The 13,664-nt window shown below is 66.5% G+C and carries 18 protein-coding genes; 11 read left to right on the top strand and 7 right to left on the bottom strand.

Features of this window, described 5'->3' with window-relative positions:
- Positions 1-10: 10 nt before the first annotated feature.
- Complete coding sequence (locus Hhyl6_RS16690) at positions 11-484, bottom strand: SRPBCC family protein (RefSeq protein ID WP_483740381.1); 474 nt, start codon at positions 482-484, stop codon at positions 11-13.
- 97 nt (positions 485-581) lie between these two features.
- Positions 582-1,622: an NAD(P)/FAD-dependent oxidoreductase gene (locus Hhyl6_RS16695; protein ID WP_483740382.1), complete on the bottom strand. Its 1,041-nt coding sequence runs from the start codon at positions 1,620-1,622 to the stop codon at positions 582-584.
- A 102-nt stretch (positions 1,623-1,724) separates the two neighbouring features.
- On the opposite strand from Hhyl6_RS16695, the gene Hhyl6_RS16700 reads away from it, so the two are divergent.
- The 5 genes from Hhyl6_RS16700 to Hhyl6_RS16720 all read left to right on the top strand — a co-directional run bounded on the left by Hhyl6_RS16700 (position 1,725) and on the right by Hhyl6_RS16720 (position 4,162).
- Complete coding sequence (locus Hhyl6_RS16700) at positions 1,725-2,009, top strand: DUF357 domain-containing protein (protein WP_483740383.1); 285 nt, start codon at positions 1,725-1,727, stop codon at positions 2,007-2,009.
- A gap of 57 nt (positions 2,010-2,066) precedes the next feature.
- Entirely contained in the window at positions 2,067-2,342 is a 276-nt protein-coding gene (locus Hhyl6_RS16705) for an ArsR/SmtB family transcription factor (RefSeq protein ID WP_483740384.1), read from the top strand.
- Between the two features lie 54 nt (positions 2,343-2,396).
- Positions 2,397-2,702, top strand: coding sequence for a DUF8036 family membrane protein (locus Hhyl6_RS16710; protein ID WP_483740385.1), 306 nt, complete (start codon positions 2,397-2,399; stop codon positions 2,700-2,702).
- Between the two features lie 215 nt (positions 2,703-2,917).
- Positions 2,918-3,889: a transcription initiation factor IIB gene (locus tag Hhyl6_RS16715; RefSeq protein ID WP_483740386.1), complete on the top strand. Its 972-nt coding sequence runs from the start codon at positions 2,918-2,920 to the stop codon at positions 3,887-3,889.
- A gap of 93 nt (positions 3,890-3,982) precedes the next feature.
- A complete protein-coding gene (locus Hhyl6_RS16720; protein ID WP_220618593.1) occupies positions 3,983-4,162 on the top strand; it encodes a DUF7836 family putative zinc-binding protein in 180 nt (59 codons plus the stop codon).
- Here the strand turns inward: Hhyl6_RS16720 and Hhyl6_RS16725 are convergent, their stop codons facing one another.
- The gene (locus Hhyl6_RS16725) at positions 4,163-4,567 is read right to left on the bottom strand and encodes a translation initiation factor IF-2 subunit beta (protein ID WP_483740387.1); all 405 of its coding nucleotides are present in this window, start codon (positions 4,565-4,567) and stop codon (positions 4,163-4,165) included. It lies immediately after the preceding gene.
- A 188-nt stretch (positions 4,568-4,755) separates the two neighbouring features.
- Here Hhyl6_RS16725 and Hhyl6_RS16730 point away from each other — a divergent pair, with 188 nt between their 5' ends.
- Positions 4,756-4,992: a UPF0058 family protein gene (locus tag Hhyl6_RS16730; RefSeq protein WP_483740388.1), complete on the top strand. Its 237-nt coding sequence runs from the start codon at positions 4,756-4,758 to the stop codon at positions 4,990-4,992.
- Between the two features lie 77 nt (positions 4,993-5,069).
- Here Hhyl6_RS16730 and Hhyl6_RS16735 read toward each other — a convergent pair whose 3' ends face one another.
- Entirely contained in the window at positions 5,070-5,522 is a 453-nt protein-coding gene (locus tag Hhyl6_RS16735) for a DUF555 domain-containing protein (RefSeq protein WP_483740389.1), read from the bottom strand.
- Between the two features lie 45 nt (positions 5,523-5,567).
- Positions 5,568-6,554 (bottom strand): DMT family transporter, encoded by a 987-nt coding sequence (locus tag Hhyl6_RS16740; RefSeq protein ID WP_483740390.1) that lies wholly within the window; start codon positions 6,552-6,554, stop codon positions 5,568-5,570.
- 226 nt (positions 6,555-6,780) lie between these two features.
- On the opposite strand from Hhyl6_RS16740, the gene Hhyl6_RS16745 reads away from it, so the two are divergent.
- Positions 6,781-7,569: a helix-turn-helix transcriptional regulator gene (locus Hhyl6_RS16745; RefSeq protein ID WP_483740391.1), complete on the top strand. Its 789-nt coding sequence runs from the start codon at positions 6,781-6,783 to the stop codon at positions 7,567-7,569.
- A gap of 1 nt (position 7,570) precedes the next feature.
- Here Hhyl6_RS16745 and Hhyl6_RS16750 read toward each other — a convergent pair whose 3' ends face one another.
- Entirely contained in the window at positions 7,571-8,194 is a 624-nt protein-coding gene (locus Hhyl6_RS16750; RefSeq protein ID WP_483740392.1) for a uracil-DNA glycosylase family protein, read from the bottom strand.
- 113 nt (positions 8,195-8,307) lie between these two features.
- Here Hhyl6_RS16750 and Hhyl6_RS16755 point away from each other — a divergent pair, with 113 nt between their 5' ends.
- From Hhyl6_RS16755 to Hhyl6_RS16770, 4 genes are all read left to right on the top strand, one after another.
- A complete protein-coding gene (locus tag Hhyl6_RS16755; protein WP_483740393.1) occupies positions 8,308-9,858 on the top strand; it encodes an acyl-CoA carboxylase subunit beta in 1,551 nt (516 codons plus the stop codon).
- 2 nt (positions 9,859-9,860) lie between these two features.
- Positions 9,861-10,166, top strand: coding sequence for a DUF8022 family protein (locus Hhyl6_RS16760; RefSeq protein WP_483740394.1), 306 nt, complete (start codon positions 9,861-9,863; stop codon positions 10,164-10,166).
- A 118-nt stretch (positions 10,167-10,284) separates the two neighbouring features.
- Positions 10,285-12,132, top strand: coding sequence for an acetyl-CoA carboxylase biotin carboxylase subunit (locus Hhyl6_RS16765; protein WP_483740395.1), 1,848 nt, complete (start codon positions 10,285-10,287; stop codon positions 12,130-12,132).
- A 57-nt stretch (positions 12,133-12,189) separates the two neighbouring features.
- Positions 12,190-13,143, top strand: coding sequence for a biotin--[acetyl-CoA-carboxylase] ligase (locus Hhyl6_RS16770; RefSeq protein WP_483740396.1), 954 nt, complete (start codon positions 12,190-12,192; stop codon positions 13,141-13,143).
- An 11-nt stretch (positions 13,144-13,154) separates the two neighbouring features.
- Here Hhyl6_RS16770 and Hhyl6_RS16775 read toward each other — a convergent pair whose 3' ends face one another.
- A complete protein-coding gene (locus tag Hhyl6_RS16775; RefSeq protein ID WP_483740397.1) occupies positions 13,155-13,628 on the bottom strand; it encodes a universal stress protein in 474 nt (157 codons plus the stop codon).
- Positions 13,629-13,664: the final 36 nt, after the last annotated feature.

Here is a 13,664-nt window from a genome sequence, read left to right on the forward strand (position 1 = left end):
CCGCCGGGACTCACGCCACGGCGTTCTCATCGTCGGATGTCTCGGTCGCCGGCGGAGCGGACGATTCGACGCGCCGTTTGAGCGCGTCGTTCATCGACTCGAAGCCGGACCGGACGTTCGCCTCGTTCAGGAAGATTCTCACGAGCAGCCCCGAGAACGACTCGCGGTGGGTGAGCCGAGTGCGCTCCTCCCCGAGCGGTTCAAGCGTGAACTCGTGGCGGCCGTCGAACAGTCCCCGGACGCCAAGTCGCCCGAGCCACTCCAGCCGTTCGTTCGGGACGGCGGCCGTGACTCGGGGCTCGAAGTTCATCGCCCGTCCCTCCGGTGGTTCGATGCGGACGTCGAGGCGTTCCCCCTCGGTCGGTGCGCCAGCGACGGCGGTGATGAACGGGTTCCACTCTGGGTAGGCGGTGAAATCAATCAGCGCGGCCCAGACGGCGTCGGGCGTCGCGTCGATGTCCGTCGTGGTCTCGATAGTTCGCATACGCACTGAGACGCCAGCTGAGACGATAAAGACGGACTGAGATGAGTGCACACGGGGAGCTTCGAGACGGCAAGAAAACAGTTCGCCGTCGCCTCGCTCAGTCGTCCGCTTCGGCGGCTTCGGCTTCGGTCTCTGACTCCTCCAGGTCTTCGAGGTAGCCGTCGGCGTCGATGGCGGCCTTACAGCCCATCCCGGCGGCGGTGACGGCCTGCTGGTAGTGGTAGTCCACGACGTCGCCGGCCCCAAACAGGCCTTCGACGTCGGTTGCGGTCTGGTTCCCGCCCTTGCCGCCCTGCGTCTGGATGTAGCCCGTCTCGTCGAGTTCGACGCCCGTACCTTCGAGGTACTCCGTGTTCGGCGTGTGGCCGATGGCGATGAACACCGCACCGACGTCGAAGTCGAACACCTCCGTCTCCTCGTCGTCGAGGTTCTCGGAGGGATAGCCCGACTCGTTCTGGGCGAGGGTGACGTGGTCGACGCCCTCCTCGGCGCTGCCGTGCATCTCCAGTACCTCGGTGTTGCGCATGATTTCGATTTCGCCCGATTCGACCTTCTTCTGGACCTTGTCTATCCAGTAGTCCTCCGCGCGGAACTCCTCGCGGCGGTGGGCGATGTAGACGGTGTCGGCGAACTTCGTGAGGAAGTGGGCCTCCTCCATGGCGGCGTCGCCGCCGCCGACGACCAGCATGTCCTCGCCGCGGAAGAACGCGCCGTCACAGGTCGCACACGTCGAGACGCCGTAGCCCATCAGGTCGTCCTCGCCGGGGATGCCCAGCGTCCGGGCGCTGGCGCCGGACGCGGCGACGAAGGCGTCGCAGGTGTAGACGTCGCCGTTCGAGAGCTCGACGCGGAACGGGCGTTCTGAGTCGTCCACGTCCTCGACGACGCCGTGCTTCAGTTCGGAGCCGAACTGCTCGGCCTGTGCTTTCATCTCGTTGATGAGGTCCGGGCCGGAGATGCCCTCGGGGAACCCGGGGTAGTTCTCGACTTCGCTCGTGAGTGTCAGTTGGCCGCCCGGTTCGTCCCCCTCGAAGACGAGGGGGTCGTTGTTGCTGCGGGCGGCGTAGATGGCGGCGGTCAGGCCGGCGATACCGGTCCCAGCGACGACGAGTCGGCGGTGTTCCTCGGTGTCTGTCATTACTCGTGTTACTCCACAACGGCGTATTTACCTTGCGCTGTCGTGTCGACGCTACACGGCCACGCCGACAGGCTTACACGCTCGCCGTCGCTCGCTCCGGCTATGGCCGCCGACTTAGCGGAGAAGACCGACCGCTACGAGGGACTGCTCGCCGAAGCCCTGGACGCCGCGGAGATTGCACCGCCAGAGGGGACGCCGATGCACGACGCGGCCCTCGACTGCGAGGAGATGGCGTCGTCGTATCTGCAGGACGGCCGGCACTTCCGCGAGGAGGACGACCTCGTCAACGCGCTGGCTTCCTTCTCCTACGGGCACGCGTGGCTGGACGCGGGCGCACGCATCGGCCTGTTCGACGTGCCCACCGAAGGGCATCTGTTCACGCAGTGACGCCCTCGTGTGGGGCATGCGGTGGGCTTACGTAGCCGCCCCGAGTCTGACACGACGATGGAGGCCGTGCTGTGGTACGTCTTGACGAGCACGCGGGGCGGAACGAACCGCATCCGAATCCTCCGCGCGCTCGCCGACCGGCCTCGGAACGCGAACAAACTCGCGGAGACGCTCGACCTCGACTACAAGACGGTCCGGCACCACCTCGACGTTCTGGCGGAGAACGACATCGTCACCGACAGCGGTGACGACTACGGTGCGGTGTACCTGCCCACCGACCGGGTGCGAAACTACTGGGACACGGTCGAGGAGATAATGGAGGCAGCGGAGTGAGTATGGTTGAATTTGGGAAAGAGTATATCGGCGACAGTCTGAAAGGGAGGACCAATGGTCGGTTGGATTGACGTCGCACGTGTCGCTGTCACCGTCAACGTGCTGTTACTGGCGGTGCTCGTCTACGTGTGGGGGCGTAACTACTACGAGCTGCGCTCGAAGCACACGCTCGGGTTGCTCCTGTTCGCGGTGTTCCTCCTCGGGGAGAACGCCTCCGCTCTGTACTTCTATCTGCTGGACCCGCTCTTGGCACAGTGGTTCAGCACAGCCGTTCCGAACCCGGCGTGGCAGGCGATGGTCGTCCTGCACGTCTTGGAGACGGTCGGCCTCGCGGTGCTCGCGTGGGTCACGTGGGACTGACCGACTCCCGTACGAAGTCGATACGTCGGCCGGCCCGACGGCAGAGTTAAGTAGTCTGGATAGGGGCCCGTGATGCACGGTACCACGCCGCTATCGTGCGGTTTCTGGTCGAAATTGGGGAAAGGTTTAAATAGTTGACGAACTAACTATGGGTAAGAGAAGCCCAGCAAGGGTTCTTTAGCATTACGCACCCGGCAGTCGGTGACATCAAAATCATGAGTGAATCCACAGTACGAAACACGACGGAAGAAAACGTTCAGGAGCGCGAACTCGACGAGGAGACGACGGAACGGGAAGACGTCTGTCCCGAGTGTGGCGGCGACGTCGCGACGGACAGCGAACACGGCGAGATGGTCTGTCAGGACTGCGGCCTCGTCGTCGAAGAGGACAGCATCGACCGCGGGCCGGAGTGGCGCGCGTTCGACTCCGCGGAGCGCGACCAGAAGTCCCGCGTGGGCGCGCCGACGACGAACATGATGCACGACAAGGGCCTGTCGACCAACATCGGTTGGCAGAACAAGGACGCCTACGGGCGGTCGCTCTCGTCCAGCCAACGCCAGAAGATGCAGCGTCTGCGCACGTGGAACGAGCGGTTCCGCACCCGCGACTCCAAGGAGCGCAACCTCAAGCAGGCCCTCGGCGAGATAGACCGCATGGCCTCCGCGCTCGGCCTCCCGCAGAACGTCCGCGAGACGGCCAGCGTCATCTACCGCCGTGCGCTCGACGAAGACCTGCTCCCCGGCCGCTCCATCGAGGGCGTCGCGACGTCGGCGCTGTACGCGTCGGCCCGCATGGCCGGCAGTCCGCGGTCGCTCGACGAGATGGCGGTCGTCTCCCGGGTCAACAAGATGGAACTCACGCGGACCTACCGCTACATCGTGCGCGAACTGAACCTCGAAGTCCAACCGGCGGACCCCGAGCAGTACGTCCCGCGGTTCGTCTCGGACCTCGACCTGAGCGACGAGACGGAGCGGCAGGCCCGCGAACTCATCGACCGGGCCCGCAACGCCGGCCTGCTCTCCGGGAAGTCGCCGGTCGGACTCGCGGCCGCGGCCGTCTACGCCGCCGCCCTCCTGACCAACGAGAAGGTCACCCAGAGCGAGGTCGGCGAGGTGGCCAACATCTCCGAGGTCACCATCCGCAACCGGTACAAGGAACTCCTCGAAGCCGAGGACGTCCCTGCCTAGACAGACCGGTCGGACCACTGACCAGACGGTCTGAGGCAGGGGAGTGGGGTGACGCCAACCTTTTTCCACCCTCGGTGTGTGTCAACAGCACACATGGAGGAAGCGTACGTCCGGTTGCTCTGTCCCGAATGCACGAAAGACTGGGAGTCGACGCCGAGCGAGTTACCGACACACGACACGCTGTTTCACTGCCCGAACTGTCACGCGAGCCGCCGCCTCGCCGAGTTCACACGGACCGACCGCGACTTACAGACGCTGAAGGGGCTCCAGTAACTAGCCGTTTGTCGCGGAGCGCGCCCCGCACGCCTCACAGCGGAGCAACAGCGCGTCGCCCTCTCGTTCGAGCCGCGTATCCGGGAGGCCACACTCCGAACAGAGGACGAACTCCTCTACGTACTCGTCGATGGCCGTGCCCAGACGGTCGGCCCCGAACGACCCGGTGAGACGCGCCCGCCCGCTCTCGTCAATGTGCGCGCTCGTCCCCATCTCCGTCTGGAGGAACTGCAGGACGTGGTCCGGGTCGCGGTCCAGACGGTCACACAGCGACTGGAAGTTCTCGACAACGGTGACGTTGCCCTCCTGTCTGACCTCCGGGTCGGGAACCTCGAACCGCTCTGACGACCCCGCTATCTCGGGCGTCTCGGACATCGCCCGGTCGAGCATATCGTCGTAGTCCATACGCGACAGTGGCGGACCCCGTGGTCAAAAAACTTTCAACCGCGTACACGCGCCGTGACGGGATTCGGATTCGGGTGTCGAATTCGGGGGTCTGTGCGCCTCTCCTTCACGTTCTATCATGGCGGAGTGGTGTGTTAACCTCCGTCAGAGTAGTACTATAACCCTACGGTCTCTAGCGTGTGTTGACCATGAAGAAGCAGGAGCTCATTCACCTTCACGGCCTGCTTGCACAGGTACAGACCCACTACGAACAGGAGTCCGGTTCCACCGTCGAACACGACGAGTACGCCGAACTGGGCGTCAAGCCCACATCGATTCATAAGTCGAAGACCGACCACAAGGCCGCTGTCTTCGCTATCGCCGACGGAATCACCTCGGAGATGACCGCCGAGGAGAAAGAGCCTGTTTCTGCCGCCGCGGACTGAACCCCTCCCTTCCTCCCCGACAGCGCCGCTACCGAGCGACTGCACCCGCGAGAACGGACTGCACTGCGGTCGCCCGGCTATTCGTCGATGAGTTCTTCGAACTCGGGCAGGACGTCGTCGTCGTCCGTCCCCTCGTCTCCGTCCGCCGTCTCTTCGTCGCTATCTGCCGGTTCGTCTCCCTCGTCGTCCTCCTCCGGGAGTTCCTCGATTTCGAGTACGTCGAGCGGGATGTTCTCCAGCCGTTGCCCGATCTCCTTCCGGGCGATGCGGGCCGCGTGTTCGTCGCGCTCGACGTTGAAGACGGTCATCTCCAGTTCGAGGGCGACGAGGCTCTCGTCGGCGGCGATGAACGCGGGTTCCAACTCCTCGCCGCAGTGTGGACAGCTCCGCTCACCCATGTTTATCTCGACGTAGTTGAGGTCCGGGTTGAGCATCTCCCCCGTCTTCGAGATAGCGATTCGGACCGCTTCGTCCGCTGTGGCCACGTCGTAGACGGGAACGGCTGCCTCGACGACAACTCTGCAGTCCATAACGGAGTGTTTGCTAGCCTATATAATGAAGGTTAGCCCGGGTGCTCAGTCGGACTCGAACCCCGTCGCGTCCTCGCCGACGCCGAGACTGTCGACGGACCCAGTCGGGTCGTTCCGGAGGGACGCACCGAGGGAGCGAACGGGCAGAGAGAACGACTCGCTACCGAGGACGACGAAGCCAGCGAACACGGTGGCGAACCCGACGACGGCCAGTTCGGAGATGGACTCGCCCAGCAGCGCCCACCCGCCGAGCGTCGAGACGACCGGCACCACGTAGAACACGAGGTTCGCGTGAGTCGCGCCGGCGTCGTCCAGCAGGCCGAAGTAGGCCACGTAGGCGACGGCCCCGGCGAAGACGCCGACGTAGAACAGCGCCGCGAGCGCTCCGGGCGTCCAGCTAATCGCCGCGGCGGACTCGCCGGTCCACCAGCTAAGCGCGTGACTGAGTGCGGCAGCGAACGGGAGGGCCCACCCCGTCCGAACGGTGCTGGAGAGGTCGCTGTCGCTCCACCGGACGAGGACGCTCCCGAGCGCACCGGTGACGGCACCGCCGAAGAGGAGCAGTTTGCCCTCTCCGCCGCCGACCAGCGTGGCCGGGTCGGGGTTCACGACCAGCGCCACGCCGAGCAGACCGACGAGCAGTCCCGTCGCCCCGCGCTTCGAGAGGCGTTCGTCGGCCAGCAAGAGGGCCGCGAACACGGGCGTCAGGATGGGGTTGAGGCTGAACACGATGGCGCCGACGGCGCTGGTGGCGTGTTGCTGACCGACGAACAGGAGGGCGTTGGTCAGACCGAGTGCGAGGAGGCCCGTCGCGAGGACGCCGAACGCGTCGGCGCGAGTCCGCGGGAGCAGTTCGGCGCGCGAGCGAGTGAGCGCCACGTATCCCAACAGTGCCGCGGCGGCGATGTCGAACCGGAGCGCGACGAACAGGAGGGGAGGGAAGTGGTCGAGGCCGGCCTTCGCCGCGACGAACGTACCGCCGAAGAGGACGCTCGCGGCCACACCGAGCGCGAGTACACGTCGTGACACCATCGTTATACTACTACCTCGTCGGAGAGCTGACCGGACACCGAGACACGCAGTAGAATCGCACAGAGCGGCTGTATCATCGTACTCTGTGGTACGAGTAAGGGACTTATAGTCTCGTTCAGAAAATGTTACACGACGGGAAACCGGCGACGCGGCACGGCGAGATTTCACAGCGTGCAAATATTTCACGACGCGAAAGCGGTATCCGCCTGGGACCGCAAGCGCACGTATGGACGAGTCCCTCTCGGAGATAGAGTTCCTCGCGCTCTCGCCGAACCGGGTCGCGGTGCTGGAACTCCTCGCGTCGGAGTGGCACACGCGGTCGGAACTCGCCGCGGAGACGGGAGCCTCGCAGGCGACGCTGGGTCGCATCCTCGGGGACTTCGAGGACCGCAAGTGGGTCAAGCGGACAGCGGGCGGCTACGAAGCCACCGCGACCGGCCGACTCGTCGCCGAGGGTTTCAGGGACCTCCTCGACATCCTGTCGACGGAGCGTGACCTCCGGGGCATCGTCGAGTACCTGCCGACGGACGCGATTGGATTCGACCTGCGTCACCTCGCCGACGCGACGATAACGACGCCGACCCAGACGCGCCCGAACGCGCCGCTCCAGCGGCTCCTCTCCCTGATGCGCGACGCCGACGCGGTGACGGCGTTCTCGCACGCGTTCAACGACCAGAGCCTCGCGGTGGCCGCCGAGAGGGCCGGCGACCAGCAGTTCCGCGCGGTCCTCTCACGGAGCGCCGTCGAGGCACTGACCGGGGACGAGACGCTCCGCGGCCGCCTGCGCGCCCTCCTCGACACCGAGACGGCGTCGGTGCGCGTCTACGACGGGGAGATACCGCTGGCAGTGACCGTCGCCGACGACGTGGTGAACCTGCTGGTCCGCGACGAGCGAGGCGTGTTACAGGCGGCCGTCGACACCGACGACCCGGCGGTCCGGTCGTGGGCCGACCGTCGGTTCGAGCGGTACGAAGCGGAGTCGACGCCGCTCACCGCGGCGGACCTCTCGCCGTGACCTAGCGGACCCGCCACACCTCGTCGCCGGGGAGGAACCGGCCCAGTTCCGCCTCCTGTCTGTAGTCCGTCGCCAGCAGGGCTCTGAGCGCGGCCACGAGAGCGTCCTCGTCGCCGTCGGTCCACTCGGCGGGGTCCTTGATGGGGTAGACGAGCCACCCGCTCCCCCGAACCTCCGTCGCGTGGAGCGCCTCCATGTCCACCTCGTCGGCGGGTTCGGCCGTCATGTTGGCGAAGACGTGCTTGGTCGCGCGCTCGCCGACAGGGAGCAGGACGTGGGAGGTGATGGCCCGAACCTCGGTATCGAACATCGGTTCGTGGTCCGCGTAGTCGGCCTCGGTCGGGACGCGGTCGCCACACAGGAACAGGTACGAGAGGTACGTCTTGTCGACGGTCGGCGGCGTTCCCGCCTCCTTCAGTAGGCCGCCGTCGACGAGTGCGCGCTGGAGTCGCTCGGCGGCAGGGGTCCCCGTGAATGGGATGCCCGACTCGCTGCCGCCGTGGACGCCCGGGTGGTCGCCGACGACGTGGAAGTCGGCGTTAGCGTCCCCGTACCCGGGAACGAACGGCTCACACGGCGGCTCGAAGCCAAACGGGTTGTGCTGCGTTGCCGTGATGTTCTTCACGAGGGTAGCGTGGTGGCTGGTCGGCAAAACTCCGACGGTATCGGGCGGGCAACGCTTTTTTCGGATGCCCCCGACGGGACGGGTATGCTCAGGTCCGGGAGCCGTGATGTCGCGTGAACCACGACGACCGCGTCGAGGACCTCCGCGAACGGAAGGCGGAGGCCGAACGTGGCGGTGGCGAAGAGCGCATCGAGGCCCAACACGAGAAGGGGAAACTCACTGCTCGCGAGCGAATCGACTACTTCCTCGACGACGACACGTTCGTCGAGATAGACGCCCTGCGGGAACACCGTTCGACCAACTTCGACATGGACGAGAAGCACGTCCCCGGCGACGGCGTCGTCGTCGGCTACGGCGAGGTCAACGGCGAACGCGTCTACGTCTTCGCCCACGACTTCACCGTCTTCGGCGGGTCGCTCGGCGAGGCCTTCGCACAGAAGGTCTGTAAGGTGATGGACAAGGCCATCGAGAACGGCGCGCCCATCATCGGACTGAACGACTCGGCCGGGGCGCGCATTCAAGAGGGCATCGACTCGCTGGCGGGGTACGCCGACATCTTCCACCGCAACCAGCAGGCAAGCGGCGTCGTCCCGCAGATTTCGGCCATCATGGGGCCGTGTGCCGGCGGCGCGGTGTACTCACCGGCCATCACGGACTTCGTCTACATGGTCGAGGAGACCAGCCACATGTTCATCACCGGCCCGGACGTCATCGAGACGGTCACCGGCGAGGAAGTCGGCTTCGACGAACTGGGTGGGGCACAGACACACGCCACCGAATCGGGCGTCGCCCACTTCACCGCCGCCGACGAGAAGGCGGCGATGGACGACATCCGCTATCTCCTCTCGTTCCTCCCGCAGAACAACGTCGCCGACCCGCCGCGCGTGGACCCGTGGGACGACCCGGAGCGCCGCGACGAGAGCCTCGTCGAGACGGTGCCCGACGAGCCACAGAAGCCGTACGACATGGTGGACGTGATAGACGGCGTCTTGGACGAGGACTCGTTCTTCGAGGTGGCCGAGGGCTTTGCCCGCAACATCGTCACCGGGTTCGCCCGACTCGACGGCCACAGCGTCGGCGTCGTGGGCAACCAACCGCGGGTGAACGCCGGGACGCTCGACATCGACGCCTCGCGGAAGGGGGCGCGGTTCGTCCGCTTCTGTGACTCGTTCAACATCCCCATTCTGACGTTCGTCGACGTGCCGGGGTTCATGCCCGGCAAGGACCAAGAGCGCAACGCCATCATCAACCACGGCGCGAAACTGCTGTACGCCTACAGCGAGGCGACGGTGCCGTTGCTGACAGTCATCACGCGCAAGGCCTACGGCGGCGCCTACGACGTGATGGCCTCGAAGCACATCGGCGCGGACGCCAACTACGCCTGGCCGACCGCCGAAATCGCCGTGATGGGGCCACAGGGCGCGGTGAACGTCCTCTACGACGACGAACTCGCCGACGCAGACGACGTGGAGGCCCGCCGGCAGGAACTCATCGACGAGTACCGCGACGCCTTCGCGAACCCGTACACGGCCGCCGAACGCGGCTTCGTCGACGACGTGTTGGAACCGAAGGACACCCGACCGCGGCTCGTCGAGGACTTGGACCTGTTGCGGGGGAAGCGAGCGGACCAACCGGACCGCAAACACGGGAACATCCCACTCTAACGATGGCCACCGACACCGCCGCAGAGACGGCAGACGCAGAACTGGTCGCGAGTATCGCCGCCCAACTGCCGGACGCCTCCGTGGACGAGGCGGCAGCCATCGCCGTCGCCGTCGGCGCGCACGTCACGGACCGACAGCGGGTCGCCGCGGCCGCGGCGGCGGCCGCCGCCCGGGACGAGGAGTCGTGGGACGGCAAGCAGTGGACCTTCTCCGAGCGCGTCGAGGGCACGCAGAAGCGCCACGTCCGCGTCCGCGACGAGGCCCCGACAGACCCGTGGAGCGCCGCGGGCCGGACGGACCGGATGTAACGCCCGTTCGGCGTGCGTCGATGCCGGTCCGGAGGAGGTGAGTGGCCGGTACCGTGTCCCGTTCGAAGGATGCCGCGCTCCGCATAGTTTTATGGGGTAACTCTCGGTATGAGGGGGTATGTTCGACAAGGTGCTCGTCGCCAACCGCGGGGAAATCGCGGTGCGCGTCATGCGCGCGTGCGAGGAGTTGGGCATCGGGACGGTCGCAGTTTACTCCGAGGCGGACAAACACTCGGGCCACGTCCGGTACGCCGACGAGGCGTACAACGTGGGGCCCGCCCGTGCGGCCGACTCCTATCTGGACCAAGACGCGATACTCGACGCTGCACAACAGGCCGGTGCCGACGCCATCCACCCCGGCTACGGCTTCCTCGCCGAGAACGCCGACTTCGCCCGCAAGGTCGAGGAGGCCGACGGCGTGGCGTGGATAGGCCCGGCCGGTGACGCGATGGAGCAACTGGGCGAGAAGACGAAGGCCCGCAAAATCATGCAGTCGGCCGACGTGCCCATCGTCCCCGGAACCACCGACCCCGTCGAGGACCCCGAAGAAGTCGTCGAGTTCGGCGAGGAGCACGGCTTCCCAGTCGCCATCAAGGCCGAAGGTGGTGGCGGCGGCCGCGGGATGAAAATCGTCCAGAGCCCGGACGAGGCCGAGGAACAACTCGAGTCCGCGAAACGGGAGGGGGAGGCGTACTTCTCGAACGACTCGGTCTATCTCGAACGGTATCTGGAGAACCCCCGGCACGTGGAAGTCCAGATTATCGCGGACCACGAGGGCAACGTCCGGCATCTGGGCGAACGCGACTGCTCCCTGCAGCGACGACACCAGAAAGTCATCGAAGAGGGCCCCTCCGCCGCCCTATCGGACGAACTCCGGGAGGAAATCGGCGAGTCGGCCCGTCGCGGCGTGCGCGCGGCGGACTACTACAACGCCGGGACCGTCGAGTTCCTCGTCGAGGAGGACCCCGACCGGGAGGCCGACGAGGTGCTGGGTCCCGACACGAACTTCTACTTCCTCGAAGTGAACACGCGGATTCAGGTCGAGCACTGCGTCACCGAGGAGATTACGGGTATCGACATCGTCAAGTGGCAGATTCGGGTCGCACAGGACGAGGTCCTCTCCTTCGAGCAGGAGGAGGTCGAAATCGAGGGCCACGCGATGGAGTTCCGCATCAACGCCGAGAACGCGGCGAAGGACTTCGCGCCAGCGAACAGCGGGTCCCTCGAGACGTACGACCCGCCGGGGGGCATCGGCGTCCGGATGGACGACGCCCTCCGACAGGGCGACGACCTCGTCACCGACTACGACTCGATGATAGCGAAACTCATCGTCCACGGGTCGGACCGCGACGAGGTCATCCAGCGCGGCAAGCGAGCGCTCGCCGAGTTCGACGTCGAGGGGTTCCCGACGGTCATCCCGTTCCACCGGTTGATGCTCACCGACGAGGCGTTCGTCGAGTCGACGCACACGACGAAGTATCTGGACGAGACGCTCGAGAAGTCTCGCATCGAGGCGGCACAGGAGCGCTGGGGCACGGAGGCGGAGACGAGCGCCGAGGACGACGAAGAGGTCGTCGAACGCGAGTTCACCGTCGAGGTCAACGGCAAGCGATTCGACGTGGAACTGGAGGAACGCGGCGCGCCGCCCATCAACGTGGGCGACGTGGAGGCAGCGGGCGGCAGTGACCGGCCCGACCGACCGGGCGGCGGGTCCGGTGGCGGCGGTGGCGGCGGGTCCAGCGCCGAGGGGCAGGAGGTCACCGCCGAGATGCAGGGGACCATCCTCGAAGTGGCCGTCGACGAGGGCGACGAGGTCGAGTCCGGAGACGTCCTCTGCGTGTTGGAGGCGATGAAGATGGAGAACGACATCGTGGCCGAACGCGGCGGCGTCATCAACGACGTCGCCATCGGCGAGGGGGACTCGGTCGACATGGGCGACCTCCTGTTCGTCATCGGGTCCGAGTAACGGCCGACAGCGAACGCGGGCCGACCGACTTTTTGCCGTTCCGTGCGACTCGGGTGTATGAACGAGACGCGACACCGGGTGCTCGACGCGCTCTCCGCGGGGCCAGTCTCGGGGCCGGCGCTCGCCGATGACCTCGGCATCTCGCGGTCTGCCGTCTGGAAGCACGTCGAGGCGCTCCGAAACGCGGGGTTCGAAATCGGGAGCGGGGACGACGGCTACACGCTGGAGTCAGTTCCGGAGTTCGGCGGTCCGGCCGTCGAGTACGGCCTCGACGCCCCGTTCGAGGTGGAGTACTACGACAGCATCCCGAGTACGAACGCCCGCGCCCGGGACCTCGCGGCGGAGGGTGCCGAGAACGTGGTCGTCCTCGCGGACGAACAGACAGGCGGGCGCGGCCGTCTGGACCGCGAGTGGCACTCTCCGAGCGGGGGCGTCTGGCTCTCGATGCTCTTCCGGCCCGACGTGCCGATGGCTCACGCGCCCGTGTTCACCCTCGCGGCGGCCGTCGCGGCGACCCGTGCGGCACGGGAGGCGGGCGTCGAGGCGCGCATCAAGTGGCCCAACGATGTCCTCGTGAGCGTCGACGGGGCGGACGACGGCGCGGAGCGCAAACTCGTCGGCATCCTCACCGAGATGGAGGGCGAAGCCGACCGCGTCTCGTGGGTCGTCGTCGGCATCGGGGTCAACGCGAACGTCGACCCCGAGTCGCTACCCGCCGAGGCGAACCCGACCAGTCTCGAAGCCGTCCGCGGGCGACCGGTCGACAGGCGCACGTTCACCCAGCGACTGGTCGAGACGTTCGACGAACTGCGTCGGGACCCGGAGGGCGTGCTGGACGCGTGGCGGGAGTACGCGACGACGCTCGAGAAGCGAGTGCGGGTCGAGACGCCGGGGGGTGTCGTCGAGGGCGAGGCGACAGACGTCGAGTTCCCCGGCCGACTGGTTGTGGAGACGGACGACGGGAGAGAGACGGTCTCGGCGGGCGACTGCGAGCACCTCCGACCGGTGTAGGTGCCCGACCGTCAGTTCGGGACGCCGGCCTGCGATTCGCTCTCGGACCGGTCGGGCGCGTCGCTGACCGGAACCGTCACGACCGGGACCGGCGAGGACCTGACGACGCGTTCGGCGACGCTCCCGAGCAACAGTCGGTCGATGCCGCCCCGACCGTGGGTCCCCATCACGATGGTATCACACTCGGTCTCGCGCGCGTACTCGACGATTCGCTTGCTCGGCGACCCCTCCTCGACGGCCGTCCGTACGGTGAGGTCGCCGGTCATCGCTTCGAGGGCTTCGAGTGCCGCTTCCCCCTCCTCGCGGAGCATCTCGGTGACGCCGTCCCACGTCGTCTCGACCGGGAGCGTCGCGTAGCTTCCGGTGTCGATGACGTAGAGGCCGTGGACCTCGGCGTCGTGATAGTTCGCGAGTTCGACGGCGTGTTCGACGACCCGGCGCATACCGTCTGACCCGTCAGTCGGCACCAGTATCCGGTCGTACATACGGAGAGGTAGGCCGTCGGCGTGCTTAGTTATTTG

It is taken from the genome of Haloarcula sp. H-hyl6 (assembly GCF_056934455.1).

What these genes read in the sequence shown, in the direction of transcription:
- Hhyl6_RS16690 (WP_483740381.1), bottom strand. Translation starts at nt 484, where the DNA reads ATGCGAACTATCGAGACCACGACGGACATCGACGCGACGCCCGACGCC.
- Hhyl6_RS16695 (WP_483740382.1), bottom strand. Translation starts at nt 1,622, where the DNA reads ATGACAGACACCGAGGAACACCGCCGACTCGTCGTCGCTGGGACCGGT.
- Hhyl6_RS16700 (WP_483740383.1), top strand. Translation starts at nt 1,725, where the DNA reads ATGGCCGCCGACTTAGCGGAGAAGACCGACCGCTACGAGGGACTGCTC.
- Hhyl6_RS16705 (WP_483740384.1), top strand. Translation starts at nt 2,067, where the DNA reads ATGGAGGCCGTGCTGTGGTACGTCTTGACGAGCACGCGGGGCGGAACG.
- Hhyl6_RS16710 (WP_483740385.1), top strand. Translation starts at nt 2,397, where the DNA reads ATGGTCGGTTGGATTGACGTCGCACGTGTCGCTGTCACCGTCAACGTG.
- Hhyl6_RS16715 (WP_483740386.1), top strand. Translation starts at nt 2,918, where the DNA reads ATGAGTGAATCCACAGTACGAAACACGACGGAAGAAAACGTTCAGGAG.
- Hhyl6_RS16720 (WP_220618593.1), top strand. Translation starts at nt 3,983, where the DNA reads ATGGAGGAAGCGTACGTCCGGTTGCTCTGTCCCGAATGCACGAAAGAC.
- Hhyl6_RS16725 (WP_483740387.1), bottom strand. Translation starts at nt 4,567, where the DNA reads ATGGACTACGACGATATGCTCGACCGGGCGATGTCCGAGACGCCCGAG.
- Hhyl6_RS16730 (WP_483740388.1), top strand. Translation starts at nt 4,756, where the DNA reads ATGAAGAAGCAGGAGCTCATTCACCTTCACGGCCTGCTTGCACAGGTA.
- Hhyl6_RS16735 (WP_483740389.1), bottom strand. Translation starts at nt 5,522, where the DNA reads ATGGACTGCAGAGTTGTCGTCGAGGCAGCCGTTCCCGTCTACGACGTG.
- Hhyl6_RS16740 (WP_483740390.1), bottom strand. Translation starts at nt 6,554, where the DNA reads ATGGTGTCACGACGTGTACTCGCGCTCGGTGTGGCCGCGAGCGTCCTC.
- Hhyl6_RS16745 (WP_483740391.1), top strand. Translation starts at nt 6,781, where the DNA reads ATGGACGAGTCCCTCTCGGAGATAGAGTTCCTCGCGCTCTCGCCGAAC.
- Hhyl6_RS16760 (WP_483740394.1), top strand. Translation starts at nt 9,861, where the DNA reads ATGGCCACCGACACCGCCGCAGAGACGGCAGACGCAGAACTGGTCGCG.
- Hhyl6_RS16765 (WP_483740395.1), top strand. Translation starts at nt 10,285, where the DNA reads ATGTTCGACAAGGTGCTCGTCGCCAACCGCGGGGAAATCGCGGTGCGC.
- Hhyl6_RS16770 (WP_483740396.1), top strand. Translation starts at nt 12,190, where the DNA reads ATGAACGAGACGCGACACCGGGTGCTCGACGCGCTCTCCGCGGGGCCA.
- Hhyl6_RS16775 (WP_483740397.1), bottom strand. Translation starts at nt 13,628, where the DNA reads ATGTACGACCGGATACTGGTGCCGACTGACGGGTCAGACGGTATGCGC.